We start from the raw sequence: 14,952 nt of genomic DNA, 5'->3' as shown, positions 1-14,952 counted from the left end.
TTCCACTCCTCGCGTGAACCGCTCGTCGTGAGCGCTCGATGATAGGGGGCAGCTGCGAACAAGTGGCAAGAGCGTGCGACACGCGACTGCGCGCCCCTGGCTCGGCCCCGCGCCCGCCAGAGGTGGCGCGGCCGGGCGGCTGACCGAATGCTGGGCACGGGAGGTACGTCACGATGACCACGGCCACCGCAACCGCCCCGCCCGCACCCCCGGCGCTCGGCCGCCGCCGCACCAACCTCGTCTTCGTCACGATCGTGCTCGGCATGCTGCTCGCCGCCCTCGACCAGACGATCGTCTCGACCGCGCTGCCCACGATCGTCGCGGACCTGGGCGGCGGCGGGCACATGGCCTGGGTGGTGACGGCCTACCTGCTGGCCGAGACGGTCTCCACGGTCCTGGTCGGCAAGTTCGGCGACCTGTTCGGCCGCAAGGTGGTCTTCCAGGTCAGCGCGGTCGTCTTCGTCGGCGGCTCGGTCTTCGCGGGCGCCGCGACCTCCATGCCCATGCTGATCGCCGCCCGCGCCGTGCAGGGCGTCGGCGGGGGCGGGCTGATGGTCACGGCCATGGCGCTGATCGCGGACGTCATCCCGCTGCGCGAGCGCGGCAAGTACCAGGGGGCCCTCGGCGCCGTCTTCGGCGTGACCACCGTCGTCGGGCCGACCCTCGGCGGCGTCTTCACCGACCACGCCACCTGGCGCTGGTGCTTCTACGTCAACGTCCCCGTGGCGATCGTCATGGTCGTCATGGCCGCCCGGACCATCCCGGTCGTCCGCTCGGCCGTCCGCCCGGTCGTCGACTACGCGGGCATCGTGCTCGTCGCCCTCGGCTCCTCGGGGCTGGTCCTGGCCCTGGAGTGGGGCGGGAACGAGTACGCCTGGGGCTCGTCGGTGATCACCGGGCTGCTCGTGGGCGCGGTGCTGCTGCTCGCCGCCTTCGTCCTCGTGGAGCTCCGGGCGAAGGAGCCCATGCTCCCCATGCACCTCTTCCGCAACCCCGTCTTCACCGTCTGCTCCATCCTCAGCTTCATCGTCGGCTTCGCGCTGCTCGGGGCGATGACCTACCTGCCGACCTACCTGCAGTACGTCGACGGGGTCTCCGCCACCATGTCGGGCGTACGGACCCTGCCGCTGGTCGCCGGACTGCTGGGCACCTCGATGCTCTCCGGCACGGTCGTCAGCCGCACCGGCCGCTACCGCTGGTTCCCGGTCTCCGGAATGGCCGTCACCGCCCTCGGCCTGTATCTGATGTCCACGATGGGCCGGACCACGGGCGTGTGGCTGGAGTCGCTGTACATGCTCGTCCTCGGGCTCGGCATCGGCCTGGCCATGCAGGTGCTGACCATCGCCGTGCAGAACACGGTCGCGTACCGCGAACTGGGCACGGCCACCTCCGGCGTCACCTTCTTCCGCACCCTCGGCAGCTCCTTCGGCACGGCCGTCTTCGGCACCCTCTACAGCGGCCGGCTCGAGCCCAACCTGCTGGACGCGCTCGGCCGGGCGCCCGGGGTGCCCGTCTCGGCCGTCCTGAGCCCCCAGGACCTGCGGGCGCTCCCGCCCGACCTGGCCGCGCCGGTGATCGACGCCTACGCGGCGACCGTGGACTACGTCTTCCGGTGGGTCGTGCCGGTCGCGCTGCTCGGCTTCGTCGTGGCCTGGTTCCTCAAGGAGGTGCCGCTGCGCGACAGCGCGCGGGCGGGCGCCTCGGACATGGGGGAGGCGTTCGCCGCGCCGGACTCGGCCGAGGCCGACCGGCAGCTGGAGCGCGCGGTGGCCGGTGTGATGCGCGCGGCCAAGGACGGGCCGGTCAGCCTGCAGGTCCTCGAGTCGTCCGGCAGCCGGCTCGGCCCGGTCGAGGCGTGGACCCTCGGCCAGATCCACTGGCGGCTGCGCGTGCGCGGCGAGGCGAGCCTCGCGTCGGTGGCGACGGCCCACCGGATGCCGCCGGAGGTGCTGGAGCCGGCCTTCGCCCGGACGGCCGCCGCCGGGTACGCGCGCGTGGACGGCGACCGGCTGCTCCTGACGCCCGCCGGCGAGGCGGAACTCGACCGGCTGGGCGCGGCCTGGCGCTCATGGCTCGCCGACCACCTCGACGACTGGGACCTCGCCGACCCGGAGGACCGGGCGCGCATGGACCGCGCCCTGGACAGCCTCGCGGAACGGCTGCTGGAGGAGGACGAGCACGCGCGGGACCGGACGGGCGTGTGAGGGGTCGGCAAGCATCAGGGCCGGGCGGGTGAATTCATCACCTCTGCGGTGTATGCGGCCTTTTTCGGCGCACTCCTCAAGCAGCTGCATCGGCTTGTCGCCAGAGAAGGAGATTGCATGCGTTCCCAGGACATATCCGGACGCCGGTACCGCCGCCCGATCCTCGCGTCCCTCACCGCAGCCGCCGCCCTGGTGCTGGCGGCGCTCCCGGCCACCGACGCCCACGCCCTCCCCCCACCCGGCCCGGACTTCGTGCACGGACTCTCCGTACGGCCGCTGGAGGCCGCCCGGCCGATGGACTACGAGGAGGTCGACTGCGAGGGCCCGTCGGCATGGGAGGGGGACATCTACACGACGCCCCCGAAGGTCGCGCCCAAGGACCCGAAGGAGAACAACGAGCCCAAGGAGAACAAGGAGAACAACGAGAGCAAGGAGCACGCGGCCCCCAAGGCCGAGCACGACGAGAACGCGCACCACCACAAGACGGGCCCGGCGGACATGCCCGTCAAGGCGGCGTCCGACGCGCCCGCCAAGACCCCGGCGGACCCCGCCAAGGCGGCGTCGCACATGCCCGCGAAGACCCCGGCGAAGCCCGCCAAGGCCGCGCCGGACATGCCCGCCAAGACCCCGGCGAACCCCGCCAAGGCCGTCGTGGACCCCGCCAAGGCCGCACCGGCCGCGCCGGGCGCCCACGGCAGCTACCGCAGCTTCCCCGCGAAGTGGCCCAAGAACGTCCCGGACCGCGACGAGGCCACGCGCCTGCTGCAGGACCTGGACGTCAAGCCCTTCAACAGCAAGGGCTACGACCGCAAGCACTTCGGCGGCGCCTCCTGCTGGGCCCTGCACGGCCCCAACCGGTGCACCACCCGTGACCTCGCCCTCAAGATCCAGTCCGTCGTGCCCGCCACGCTCGACGGACCGTGCCGGGTGGTCGGCGGCGAGTGGCGCAGCGAGTACGACGGCCGGAAGGTCATCGACCCGATGCACGTGGACGTCGACCACATCGTGCCGCTGCGGCACGCGTGGGGTTCGGGGGCGAACAACTGGTCGCCCGAGAAGCGCCTGGAGTTCGCCAACGACCTGACCGCCGCGCCGCAGCTGATCGTGGTGTCCACCTGGAGCAACCGCACCAAGGGCGACAAGGGCCCGGAGAAGTGGCTGCCGAAGGGCGCCGAGTGCCCCTACAGCCAGGCGTGGGTCGCGGTGAAGGACTACTACGGGCTGAGCGTCACCCAGGAGGAGAAGGAGAAGCTGCTGCAGATCCTCGGCAAGTGCTGACCGCCGGTCGTCCGTAGCGGGGGCCGGGCGGGGCGGACCGAGAGGTCACAGCGCCGCCCGGCTTCCCGTGCTCACCGGGGTCGTCGCGTCCGCCGCACGCCGTGCGGCGGACGCGACCTGGCCGGCGGTCAGGACGTAGCCGGTCTCCGCGTCGGCGGTGGAGCGGGCGAAGACGACGCCGTAGACCTTGCCGGACGTCGTCAGCAGCGGGCCGCCGGAGTTGCCCGGGCGGACCGTGGAGCGCACGGAGTAGACCTCGCGGGTGGTGATGCCGTCGCCGTAGATGTCCTGGCCCTTGGCGCGCACCTCGTTGGCGACGGTGGCGGCCCGCAGGTCCAGGCCGCCGTTCTCGGGGAAGCCCGCGACGACCGCCGCGTCGCCGCGCTTGGCGCTCTTGTCGAAGGGCAGCACGGGCGCCGGCAGCCCCGGCACGTCGAGGACGGCCACGTCCGTCCTGGGGTCGAAGAGGACCACCTTCGCGCGGTAGGCGCGCCCGACGCCGCCGACCTTGACGGTCGGGTCGTTCACGCCGGCGACCACGTGCGCGTTGGTCATCACGTGCTCGTGGGAGAAGACGAAGCCGCTGCCCTCCTGGCCGCGCCGGCCGCCGCCGACGTCCGCGACGCCCTCGACCTTGACGACGCTCGTGCGCGCCGCCTGGGTCGCGGTGGGGGTGACCGCGTCGCCGGACGGCGGGGCGACGCTCGTGGCGGGCTCGCTCTCGAAGGGGTTGAAGACCTGCGGGAAGCCCGCCCCCGCCAGCGCGTCCGTGGTGCGGCTGAACCAGGTGGGGGCCTGCTCCGGCATGGCCCTCTGCACCGCGCCCAGCAGCGTCGACTCCTTGATCTCCCGGGTCAGCAGCGTCGAGTTCGCGGAGACCAGCACGCTCGCGGCCATCCAGCCCACCAGCAGCACGGCCAGCGAGTTGACCACCGCGCCGCCCACCCCGTCGACGCCCCGCACAGGCGCCCACGTCAGCCGCGAGCGCAGCCGCCAGGCGAGGCGGGCGGCCAGGGCGTGGCCCATGGCGGCCGGTACGAGCACGACGAGCACCGCGACGATCGCGGCGGTCGCCGTCCCCGCCTCGAAGGGCCGCAGCACGTAGGGCAGCGCCCATACGCCCAGCACGGCGCCGCCGAGGAACCCGGCGAGCAGCACGGCGCTGGCCACCAGGCCGCGCCGGTAGCCGGACACGGCATAGCCGACGACTATCAGCAACAGCAGCAGATCGATCAGGTTCAACGCGGAGCCCTTTCTTCACGCACGCGCCCCCCGACCGCGTCCACAGGTGTGGACCCGTAAAAACGCCCGTACGGACGTCCGTGGTTCCCCTTCATGGCGAATTCATGGCGTACGCCACGTCGGTCCGCTTCGCGCCGGGCCCGCGCCCCCGACCGCGCGGCGCCCCCGGGACTCCCACAGGCTCGTTCCCTACGATGGCGCGGTGACCAGTGACACCGCGACGCATGCCCGGCAGGGCCGACCGACGGACGAGCAGCCGCCTCCGTGGCAGCGCAGACTCCGCCGCTTCGGCTACGCGGGCCCCCGCCACGCGACGGCACTGACCGGGGTGCGCGAGCGGCTGGTGCCGCCGTACCCCGAGCCCGGCACGCGGCTGTGGGCGGCGATGGGTGCCTCCCCGGCGGCCGCGCGCCTGCTCGCGCTGTCCATGGGATGGGCCGGTCCGCTGCTGGTGGCGCTGCTGGCCGGGGGGATCCGGTTCTGGCACCTGGGCAGCCCCAAGGCCGTCATATTCGACGAGACGTACTACGCCAAGGACGCCTGGGCCCTGCTGAAGAACGGCTACGAGGCCGACTGGGGCAAGGACAAGGACATCAACGACCGGATCGTCGCCGGTCATACCGACGTCCCGGACGCCATCGGCTACGTCGTCCACCCGCCCGTCGGCAAGTGGGTCATCGCCGCCGGCGAGTGGCTGCACGGGCTGAACCCCTACGGCTGGCGCTTCATGGTGGCGCTGCTGGGCACCCTGTCGGTGCTCATGCTGTGCCGCATCGGGCGGCGGATGTTCCGGTCGACGTTCCTGGGGTGCCTGGCGGGCGCGCTGCTCGCCGTGGACGGGCTGCACTTCGTGATGAGCCGCACGGCGCTGCTGGACTCGGTGCTGATGTTCTTCGTGCTGGCCGCCTTCGGGTGCCTGCTCGTGGACCGGGACGCGGCGCGCGGGCGCCTGGCGGCGGAGCTCGCCGACGGCCCGGAGGCGCTGCCGGACGCCGACGTCGGGGACCGGCTGGGGCTGGGGTGGCGGCCCTGGCGGCTGGCGGCCGGGGTGTGCCTGGGGCTGGCCTTCGCCACCAAGTGGAACGGCGCCGTCTATCTGGCGGCGTTCGGGCTGCTGACGGTGCTGTGGGACGTGGGCTCGCGGCGGGTGGCGGGGGCCCGGCGGCCGTGGCGCTCGACGCTGCGGCGGGACGTGCCCTGGGCGTTCGCGTCCACCGTGCCGGTGGCGCTGGGCGTCTACGTCGCCTCCTGGACGGGCTGGTTCGCCAACAGCGGTACGTACGGCGAGACCACCGGCTGGCAGAAGAGCGGCTACTACCGGCACTGGGCGGAGACCGAGGGCGGCTACAGCCCCGACGGCTTCCTCGCCGGGATCCTCAACCCGCTGCGCAGCCTGTGGCATTACGAGGAGCAGGTGTGGGACTTCAACACCAACCTCACCTCGCCGCACACCTACCAGTCGAACCCCTGGAGCTGGCTGGTCCAGTCCCGGCCGGTGTCGTACTTCTACGAGTCCCCGGGCCCCGGCCGCGACGGCTGCCCGGTGGACGCCGGCGACAAGTGCGCGCGCGAGGTGCTCGCGCTGGGCACCCCGCTGCTGTGGTGGGCGGCGTGCTTCGCGCTGCTGTACCTGCTCTACCGGTGGGCGCTGCGGCGCGACTGGCGCGCCGGCGGGATCCTGTGCGCGGTGGCGGCGGGCTACCTGCCGTGGTTCCTGTACCAGGAGCGGACGATTTTCGTCTTCTACGCGGTGGTCTTCGTGCCGTTCCTGTGTCTGGCGGTGGCCATGATGATCGGGGCGATGCTGGGGCCGAAGGAGGCCTCGGAACGGCGCCGGGTCGTGGGCGCGGTCGGGGCGGGCACGCTGGTCCTGCTCATCGCGTGGAACTTCGTCTACTTCTTCCCGCTCTACACGGGCCAGGCGATTCCGCTGGACGCCTGGCGCAACCGGATGTGGTTCGACACCTGGATCTGACCCCCGCGCAAGGGTCTGTTTCCGGCCAATTCACTCCCATGCGTCACTGAGGTCCCGTACAGTGCGACCCGGGTTTTGATCGGGTGATTAAAACCCGGGGGAGGGGCTGGGGAGATGCGTACTGGTGTGAAGATCGCCGTCGGCGGTGTCACCGTCGCGATCGTGGGGGCGGCCGGGCTGGGGGCCTACAACCTGGTGGACGCCGTCGCGGGCGGCAACGACTCGGGCGGCACGCGCGCGGCGCCCGCGCCGACCGGACCGCCCACGGCGGCCGAGACCGAGAGAACCGCGCGCGCGTTCCTCGCCGCGTGGGCGGCCGGCGACTCCGGCAAGGCCGCCGGCCTGACCGACGACGCGCGGGCGGCCACGGCGGCGCTGACCGGCTACCACGACGCCGCCCACGTGCAGAAGGTGACGTTCAAGCAGGGACCGGCCACGGGCGCTACGGTGCCGTACGCCGTCACCGCCGAGGTCGTCCACGGCAAGCAGCGCTCGACCTGGACGTACGACGCCTCGCTGGCCGTCGTCCGCGGCGCCGCGGGCCGCCCGGTCGTCGGCTGGCGGCCCACGGTCCTGCACCCGGACCTCGCGCCGGGCCAGGCGCTGACGACCGGCGCCGTCGGGGCGCCGCCGGTCACCGTCGTCGACCGCGACGGAGCCGAACTGGACGTCAAGACCTACCCCTCGCTGACCCACCTCCTGCCCGAACTGCGCAAGCGCTTCGGCGAGAAGGCGGGCGGCGAGCCGGCGATCGAGGTACGGGCCGGCGCCCCGGGCGTCACGGCCGCCCGGACCCTGCACACCGTCTCCCAGGGCAAGGCCGCCCGGCTGAAAACCACCCTCAGCGCGAACGTCCAGCGGGCCGCCGAGTCGGCCGTCTCCCGCCGTGCCGACGCCTCCGTCGTCGCCGTGAAGCCGAGCACCGGCGAGATCCTGGCGATCGCCAATGCGCAGAAGACGGAGTTCAACCCGGCGCTCAACGGCCAGACGGCGCCCGGCTCCACGATGAAGGTCGTCACCGCCGCGCTGCTGCTCGAGCAGGGCAAGGCCGCGCCGGGCAAGGCGCTGCCGTGCCCGAAGAACGCCACCTACGGCATGACCTTCCACAACGTCGAGGACAGCGAGAACCCCAAGGCCACCTTCGCCCAGGACTTCGCCGCCTCCTGCAACACCGCCTTCATCTCGCTGGCCGGCCAGGTCGGTGACGACGCGCTCGCCGCCCAGGCCCGGGACGTCTTCGGCCTCGGGCTCGACTGGAAGGTCGGCGTGGGCGCCTTCGACGGCAAGGTGCCCGCCGACGCCGGCGCCGGCAAGGCCGCCGCGATGATCGGTCAGGGCCGGGTGCAGATGAGCCCGCTGAACATGGCCTCGGTCGCCGCGACCGTGCACACCGGCTCGTTCCACCAGCCCTACCTCGTGGACCCCGCGCTGGACGACCGTCAGGTGGCCAAGGCCGCCCGGTCGCTGTCGCCGTCCGCCGCCCGGGACCTGCGCTCGATGATGCGGCTGACGGCCGTCTCCGGTACGGGCGCGCGGGCGATGTCCGGGCTGGGCGGGGACGTCGGCGCCAAGACCGGCTCCGCCGAGGTCGACGGCCAGAGCGCGCCCAACGGCTGGTTCACCGCCTACCGGGGCGACGTCGCCGCGGCCGCGGTCGTCCCGCAGGGCGGGCACGGCGGCGACTCGGCCGGACCGATCGTCGCCGCGGTCCTGCGCGCGGACTAGCGTGACCCCGCTCGTCGCCGCCGCGCCCCCTGACGCGCCGCCGGGCGGGTGACGAACGACCACCGGGGCCGTCGACTCGAGTATTCCTGGCATTCCATTCCAGATGGAGGGATACCGAGACCATGCGCATCCGTGAGGCGATCGGCATCGCCGCAGGCGCCGCCACCCTGACCGCTACCGCCGCCGTCACCGGGGCCGCCCCGCAGGCCGCGGCCGCACCCGTCCGCCCACCGAACCACCTCGCCATCGACCACGTCGGCCACCTCGCCCCCGACGGAACCGTCACCCTCACCGGCACCTACCGCTGCGCCCCCTCGCCCCGCCCGCCGGCACCGTCTACATCGGCAGCAACCTCAAGCAGGGCGGCCTCAACGACAGCGTCACCAACGGCATCGGCGGCTCCACCGCGACCTGCGACGGCAAGGAGCACCGCTGGCGCCACGCCTCCCTCCCCTACCGCATGCGCTACCGGGCCGGAACGGCCCGCGCCGACGGCATGCTGATGCAGTTCAAGAAGAACCGGCAGGGCATCCCGCTGCCGCACTTCATCACCATCGCCCCCGAGCGCGAGATCACACTCGTCGCCGGGCCCTAGCGCGCGACGGCCCAGCGCGCCGCCGTGCCCGGGCCGGGGTCCTGCGAGGATGGAGGGGTGACTGGAACGCTCGTACTCGCAGGAACCCCCATCGGCGACGTCGCCGACGCGCCCCCACGGCTGGCCGCCGAGCTCCTGGCCGCCGAGGTGATCGCCGCCGAGGACACCCGCCGGCTGCGCCGGCTCACCCAGGCCCTGGGGGTGCACACCACCGGCCGGGTGGTCTCCTACTTCGAGGGCAACGAGTCCGCCCGTACGCCCGAGCTGGTCGAGGCCCTCGTCGGCGGCGCCCGGGTGCTGCTGGTCACCGACGCCGGGATGCCGTCGGTGTCCGACCCCGGCTACCGGCTGGTCGCGGCCGCCGTCGAGCAGGGCGTGAAGGTCACGGCCGTGCCCGGCCCCTCGGCCGTGCTGACGGCGCTGGCGGTCTCGGGCCTTCCGGTGGACCGGTTCTGCTTCGAGGGCTTCCTGCCGCGCAAGGCGGGCGAGCGGCTGGGCCGGCTCCGCGAGGTGGCGGACGAGCGCCGCACGCTCGTCTACTTCGAGGCCCCGCACCGGCTGGACGACACCCTCGCCGCCATGGCCGAGGCCTTCGGCGAGGACCGCCGGGCGGCGGTGTGCCGGGAGCTGACCAAGACCTACGAGGAGGTCCGGCGCGGCCCGCTGAAGGAGCTGGCCGAGTGGGCCGCCGAGGGCGTGCGCGGCGAGATCACGATCGTCGTCGAGGGCGCCGCCGAGCGCGGCCCGGCCGAGCTGGACCCCGCCGAGCTGGTGCGCAGGGTGCGGGTGCGCGAGGAGGCGGGCGAGCGCCGCAAGGAGGCGATCGCGGCCGTCGCGGCCGAAACCGGCCTGCCCAAGCGCGAGGTGTTCGACGCGGTCGTAGCGGCAAAAAATGCCGCACAGCAGGATCGACCGTAAAGTAAAGGGCTAATCTGAAAAGCAAAGCTTAGGCATGGCAGCCGGCGCCTCAGGGCATGTGGTCGCCAAGTTTGTCCCAATTCGCGGGTCGGGCTGCTGCGCCATCGACGGGATGGGCGTTCCCTGGTTGTGGGACGTCCGATCCCGGAGAGACTTGTCCAGCGGACAAGAGGAGCTGCCATGAGCGAGACCGCAGGAGCCTCGAGCGGTGTTCAACCCGCCCCCGTGACGCGCACCCTCACCCAGCAGGGTGCGGGCGCTCTCGAGACGGTGCACGAGTCATATGCCTTCGCCTGCATGAGGTGCGGGTACGGCTGGGAACAGTCGTACGCGATAGAACACCACATCGACGCGGAGGGCCGGCCCTTCGTTCTCTACTACGCGGACGGCGAGCGTGTGCCGTCCCCGCTGACCCGCCCGACCTGCTCCAACTGCGGCGAGCACGTGGTGCGCATCATGAAATCCGGGCAGGTGTCCCAGGTCGCCGATGCCCTGCACCTGCCCGGTCGTACGGTCGTCCCCCAGGCGACCGCGGGCCCGCTGCAGAACGGCGGATCGCACGAACCGCACGAGGACCGGCACCACTGGCACCTGTCGGACCTGCTCAAACCCTTCCACCGCAAGTGATCCCGGCCGCGCGCGGTACCTAGAATCGCGCTCATGGCGGCAACAGCATCGAACAACGGCCCGGTCAGCGGCGAGCGGAAGAAGAACGACGACAAGGACGTCCCCCCGCCGCTCCCGGAGCCGTTGAACGTGCCCGTGGCCGACTCCCACACCCACCTCGACATGCAGGCCGGGACCGTGGAGGACGCGCTGGCGAAGGCGGCCTCCGTGGGCGTGACCACGGTGATCCAGGTCGGCTGCGACCTCGCCGGATCGCGCTGGGCGGCCGAGACGGCCGCCGCCCACGACGCCGTCTGGGCGACCGTGGCCCTCCACCCGAACGAAGCCCCCCGCATCGTCCTCGGCGACCCCGACGGCTGGTCGCGCCAGGGCGTCCGCACCCCGGGCGGCGACGCGGCGCTGGACGCCGCGCTCGAGGAGATCGACCGGCTCGCCGCCCTCCCGCAGGTCCGCGGCGTCGGCGAGACCGGCCTCGACTACTTCCGCACCGGCCCCGAAGGCATGGCCGCCCAGGAGTACTCCTTCCGCCGGCACATCGACATCGCCAAGCGGCACGGCAAGGCCCTGGTCATTCACGACCGCGACGCCCACGACGACGTGCTGCGGGTGCTGGCCGAGGAGGGCGCTCCCGAGACCGTCGTCTTCCACTGCTACTCCGGCGACGCCGAGATGGCCAAGATCTGCGCCGAGCGCGGCTACTACCTGTCCTTCGCCGGGAACGTCACCTTCAAGAACGCCGGGCACCTGCGCGACGCCCTCGCCGTGGCCCCCCTCGAGCGGGTGCTCGTGGAGACCGACGCACCTTTCCTCACCCCGATGCCGTATCGCGGACGGCCCAACGCGCCCTACCTCGTTCCGGTCACTTTGCGGGCGATGGCCGAAACGAAGCGCGTCCACGAGGACGCCCTGGCCACGGCAGTCGCCGCGAATACCGCACGCGCCTTCGGATACTGACCCCTGAATTCGCGACACCGTGTGACTATGCGACTTTGGAGGGTGAGGGCGGCTCCGCTACAGTCCCGGGCCTAGCCGGACCCATGGAGTGTCGTGAGTCATGCACAGGGCAGTCCCCACGCCTCGTCCCGCGCCGCGACGGAGACGCAGCCGTACGACCCGTACGCGCCGCACGACCCGTACGGGACGCCCGAGCCGCAGGGGGCCTTCGAGCCGCACGGGGCGGTGTACGAGCCGCACGAGGCGTACGAGCCGCCGTACGAGGCGTACGAGCCCTTCGGGCAGCACCGGCTGCCCCGGCAGGCCGTCGCGCCCGGCCGGGCGGGCACCGAGAACCCCTACGGGCCCTCCTACGGCCCGCCGCCCGTCCTCCCGCACGAACCCCCGGCCCGCACCCTCTACGCCCCCGTCGACATCGCGCTGCCCGACCTCGACCCCGAGGTCGAGCCGCCCGTCACCGGCGGCCGGGCCGCCGCCCGCCGGGCGGCCGCGGGCGACCGCCGCAAGCGCACCGGCACCCGCGAACGCACCCGGGAGAAGCCGCGCGAGCGCACCCCCGAGCCGCTGCGCAGGCTGCTGCCCCAGGCCCTGGTGGTGGCCTTCCTCGCCGGCGGCACCTCCGCCTTCGTCGCCAGCGACAAGGCCGTCCAGCTCAGCGTCGACGGCAAGCCCCGCACCCTGCACACCTTCGCCGGCGACGTCGGGGAACTGCTGGCCGACGAGGGCATGACCGTGGGCGAGCACGACATCGTCGCCCCCGGCAGGCATCACGACCTGGCCTCCGGCGACCGCGTCATCGTCCGCTACGGCCGCCCCGTCGCCCTCACCCTCGACGGCGAACGCCGCGAGGTGTGGACCACCGCCCGCACCGTCGACGGCGCCCTGCGCCAGCTCGGCGTGCGTGCCGAGGGCGCCTACCTCTCCGCCTCCCGCTCCGCCCCCATCGGGCGTCACGGCCTGGACCTGCACGTCCGCACCGAGCGCACCGTCACCTTCGTGGCCGACGGGCGCGAGCGCACCGTGCGCACCAACGCCGCCACCGTCCGCGAGGCCATCGAGGCGGCCGGCATCACCCTGCACGGCCAGGACACCACCTCCGTCGACCCCGGCAGCTTCCCGCGCGAGGGCCAGACGATCTCCGTCATGCGCATCACCGGCGGCGAGGAGGCCCGCGAGGAGCCCATCGCCTACAGCACCGAGCGCCGCGAGGACCCCGCGCTCTACAAGGGCACCGAGGTCGTCGCCCAGCACGGCGAGATGGGCGTCGAGCGCGTCACCTACGCCCTGCGGACCGTCAACGGCGTCCGGCAGAAGCCCCGCAAGATCTCCTCGGAGATCGTCAGGCAGCCCCGCACCCAGATCGTCAAGGTCGGCACCAAGGCCCGCCCCGTCTCCGTCCAGGGCGCCGACGGCCTGAACTGGTCCGGGCTCGCCCAGTGCGAGGCCGGCGGCCGCCCCGGCGCGGTCGATCCCTCGGGCACCTACGGCGGGCTGTACCAGTTCGACGTCCACACCTGGCACTCCCTCGGCGGCAGCGGCCGCCCGCAGGACGCGTCGGCCGCCGAGCAGACCTCGCGCGCCAAGAAGCTGTACGTCAGCCGGGGGGCGAGCCCGTGGCCCGTGTGCGGCCGTAAACTTCACGGGTGAGCTCCAGCCCCAGCACAGACGATTCCGGCGCCCTCCTCGGCCCGGCCGACATCCGCGAACTGGCCGCCGCCCTCGGGGTCCGCCCCACCAAGCAGCGCGGCCAGAACTTCGTGATCGACGCCAACACCGTCCGGCGCATCGTCCGTACCGCCGAGGTACGGCCCGACGACGTCGTGGTGGAGGTCGGCCCCGGGCTCGGGTCGCTGACCCTCGCCCTGCTGGAGGCCGCCGACCGGGTCGTCGCCGTCGAGATCGACGACGTGCTCGCCGCGGCCCTGCCCGCCACCATCGCCGCCCGCATGCCCGCCCGCGCCGACCGCTTCTCGCTCGTCCACAGCGACGCCATGCACGTCCAGGAGCTGCCCGGCCCGCCCACCGCGCTCGTGGCCAACCTGCCCTACAACGTCGCCGTGCCCGTGCTGCTGCACATGCTCGACCGCTTCCCCAGCATCGAGCGCACGCTCGTCATGGTGCAGGCCGAGGTCGCCGACCGGCTCGCCGCCACACCCGGCAACAAGGTCTACGGCGTCCCCTCGGTCAAGGCCAACTGGTACGCCCAGGTCAAGCGCGCCGGCGCGATCGGCCGCAACGTCTTCTGGCCCGCCCCGAACGTCGACTCCGGCCTGGTCTCCCTGGTCCGGCGCGACAAGCCGATCGAGACGTCGGCCACCAAGGCCGAGGTCTTCGCCGTCGTCGACGCCGCCTTCGCCCAGCGCCGCAAGACGCTGCGCGCGGCGCTCGCCGGCTGGGCCGGCTCCGCCGCGGCCGCCGAGGCCGCCCTCGTGGCCGCCGGCGTCTCGCCGCAGGCCCGCGGCGAGTCGCTGACCGTGCACGAGTTCGTCGCCATCGCCGAGCAGAAGGGCGCCACCACGTGACCGCCTCCGTCACGGTCCGCGTACCGGCCAAGGTCAACGTCCAGCTCGCCGTCGGCCCGGTGCGGCCCGACGGCTTCCACGACCTGGCCAACGTCTTCCTGGCCGTCGGACTCCACGACGAGGTCACCGTGCGCCCGGCGGACGAGCTGCGCGTCACGTGCGAGGGGCCGGACGCCGGCCAGGTGCCGCTGGACGCGAGCAACCTCGCCGCCCGCGCCGCCCTCGCCCTCGCCGCCCGGTACGGCCGCGAGGCGAACGTCCACATCCACATCGCCAAGGACATCCCGGTGGCCGGCGGCATGGCCGGCGGCAGCGCCGACGGCGCGGGCGCGCTGCTCGCCTGCGACGCCCTGTGGGGCACCGGCGCCTCCCGCGAGGAACTGCTCGAGATCTGCGCGGAGCTGGGCAGCGACGTGCCCTTCAGCCTCGTCGGCGGCGCCGCCCTCGGCCGCGGCCGAGGCGAGCTGCTGACGCCGCTCGAGACCGGCGGCACCTTCCACTGGGTCTTCGCCGTCGCCGACGGCGGACTGTCCACGCCCGCCGTCTACGCGGAGTGCGACCGCCTGCGCGGCGCCGCCGAGGTGCCCGAACCGCTGGCGTCGGCCGCCCTGCTGGACGCCCTGCGCACGGGTGACGCGAAGGCCCTGGCCGACGCCGTCAGCAACGACCTGCAGCCCGCCGCCGTCTCCCTGCGCCCGTCCCTCGCCGCGACCCTGGCCGCCGGCGAGGAGGCCGGCGCCCTGGCAGCCATGGTCTCCGGCTCGGGTCCGACGACGGCGTTCCTGACCGCCGACCCCGCGAGCGCCGACCAGGTGGCACAGGCCCTGCACGCCTCGGGCACCTGCCGCGCGGTCCGTATCGCCTCGGGCCCGGTGAAGGGCGCGACCGTCCTGGCGTAAAGCCGGTCGCGAC

Annotated in this window: 12 protein-coding genes and 1 pseudogene; 12 read left to right on the top strand and 1 reads right to left on the bottom strand. The window is 73.4% G+C overall.

Annotated elements, in window-relative coordinates; translation table 11 throughout:
* Window positions 1-173 precede the first annotated feature (173 nt).
* Both J1792_RS02990 and J1792_RS02985 read left to right on the top strand, forming a co-directional pair.
* Entirely contained in the window at window positions 174-2,204 is a 2,031-nt protein-coding gene (locus J1792_RS02990) for an MDR family MFS transporter (RefSeq protein ID WP_207246623.1), read from the top strand.
* A 117-nt stretch (window positions 2,205-2,321) separates the two neighbouring features.
* Window positions 2,322-3,482, top strand: a complete 1,161-nt coding sequence (locus J1792_RS02985) for an HNH endonuclease family protein (protein WP_086569525.1) — start codon at window positions 2,322-2,324, stop codon at window positions 3,480-3,482.
* 45 nt (window positions 3,483-3,527) lie between these two features.
* On the opposite strand, the gene J1792_RS02980 is transcribed toward J1792_RS02985, so the two are convergent.
* Window positions 3,528-4,724, bottom strand: a complete 1,197-nt coding sequence (locus J1792_RS02980) for a MarP family serine protease (protein ID WP_086569523.1) — start codon at window positions 4,722-4,724, stop codon at window positions 3,528-3,530.
* Window positions 4,725-4,926: 202 nt separating this feature from the next.
* On the opposite strand from J1792_RS02980, the gene J1792_RS02975 reads away from it, so the two are divergent.
* From J1792_RS02975 to J1792_RS02940, 10 genes and pseudogenes are all read left to right on the top strand, one after another.
* A complete protein-coding gene (locus J1792_RS02975; protein WP_086569521.1) occupies window positions 4,927-6,699 on the top strand; it encodes a dolichyl-phosphate-mannose--protein mannosyltransferase in 1,773 nt (590 codons plus the stop codon).
* 114 nt (window positions 6,700-6,813) lie between these two features.
* Window positions 6,814-8,424, top strand: coding sequence for a penicillin-binding transpeptidase domain-containing protein (locus tag J1792_RS02970; RefSeq protein WP_086569519.1), 1,611 nt, complete (start codon window positions 6,814-6,816; stop codon window positions 8,422-8,424).
* 122 nt (window positions 8,425-8,546) lie between these two features.
* Window positions 8,547-8,774, top strand: a pseudogene (locus tag J1792_RS35685) (DUF6299 family protein); the annotation flags it as partial.
* Complete coding sequence (locus J1792_RS33850; protein ID WP_242645612.1) at window positions 8,729-9,019, top strand: DUF6299 family protein; 291 nt, start codon at window positions 8,729-8,731, stop codon at window positions 9,017-9,019. The pseudogene J1792_RS35685 and the gene J1792_RS33850, both read left to right, overlap by 46 nt.
* Before the next feature lie 57 nt (window positions 9,020-9,076).
* The gene (gene rsmI / locus J1792_RS02965) at window positions 9,077-9,937 is read left to right on the top strand and encodes a 16S rRNA (cytidine(1402)-2'-O)-methyltransferase (protein ID WP_086569516.1); all 861 of its coding nucleotides are present in this window, start codon (window positions 9,077-9,079) and stop codon (window positions 9,935-9,937) included.
* A 180-nt stretch (window positions 9,938-10,117) separates the two neighbouring features.
* Window positions 10,118-10,564: a hypothetical protein gene (locus tag J1792_RS02960; RefSeq protein ID WP_179198876.1), complete on the top strand. Its 447-nt coding sequence runs from the start codon at window positions 10,118-10,120 to the stop codon at window positions 10,562-10,564.
* A 33-nt stretch (window positions 10,565-10,597) separates the two neighbouring features.
* Entirely contained in the window at window positions 10,598-11,518 is a 921-nt protein-coding gene (locus J1792_RS02955) for a TatD family hydrolase (protein ID WP_086569514.1), read from the top strand.
* 93 nt (window positions 11,519-11,611) lie between these two features.
* Window positions 11,612-13,165, top strand: coding sequence for a resuscitation-promoting factor (locus tag J1792_RS02950; RefSeq protein ID WP_086569512.1), 1,554 nt, complete (start codon window positions 11,612-11,614; stop codon window positions 13,163-13,165).
* Window positions 13,162-14,040 (top strand): 16S rRNA (adenine(1518)-N(6)/adenine(1519)-N(6))-dimethyltransferase RsmA, encoded by an 879-nt coding sequence (gene rsmA, locus J1792_RS02945; RefSeq protein WP_207246622.1) that lies wholly within the window; start codon window positions 13,162-13,164, stop codon window positions 14,038-14,040. Before J1792_RS02950 ends, rsmA begins: the two co-directional genes overlap by 4 nt.
* Window positions 14,037-14,939, top strand: a complete 903-nt coding sequence (locus tag J1792_RS02940) for a 4-(cytidine 5'-diphospho)-2-C-methyl-D-erythritol kinase (protein WP_207246621.1) — start codon at window positions 14,037-14,039, stop codon at window positions 14,937-14,939. The genes rsmA and J1792_RS02940 overlap by 4 nt, the downstream gene beginning before the upstream one ends.
* Window positions 14,940-14,952 lie beyond the last annotated feature (13 nt).

It is taken from the genome of Streptomyces triculaminicus (genome assembly GCF_017349075.1).
GTDB classification, from domain to species: Bacteria; Actinomycetota; Actinomycetes; order Streptomycetales; family Streptomycetaceae; genus Streptomyces; species Streptomyces triculaminicus.
The sequence above is the reverse complement of the archived record's forward strand: the minus strand, read 5'-3'. Positions and strand labels throughout refer to the sequence as shown.

Excerpts from the sequence above, each read along its gene's own strand:
- J1792_RS02970 (WP_086569519.1), top strand. The coding sequence starts at position 6,814 with ATGCGTACTGGTGTGAAGATCGCCGTCGGCGGTGTCACCGTCGCGATC.
- J1792_RS02955 (WP_086569514.1), top strand. The coding sequence starts at position 10,598 with ATGGCGGCAACAGCATCGAACAACGGCCCGGTCAGCGGCGAGCGGAAG.
- J1792_RS02985 (WP_086569525.1), top strand. The coding sequence starts at position 2,322 with ATGCGTTCCCAGGACATATCCGGACGCCGGTACCGCCGCCCGATCCTC.
- J1792_RS02990 (WP_207246623.1), top strand. The coding sequence starts at position 174 with ATGACCACGGCCACCGCAACCGCCCCGCCCGCACCCCCGGCGCTCGGC.
- J1792_RS02960 (WP_179198876.1), top strand. The coding sequence starts at position 10,118 with ATGAGCGAGACCGCAGGAGCCTCGAGCGGTGTTCAACCCGCCCCCGTG.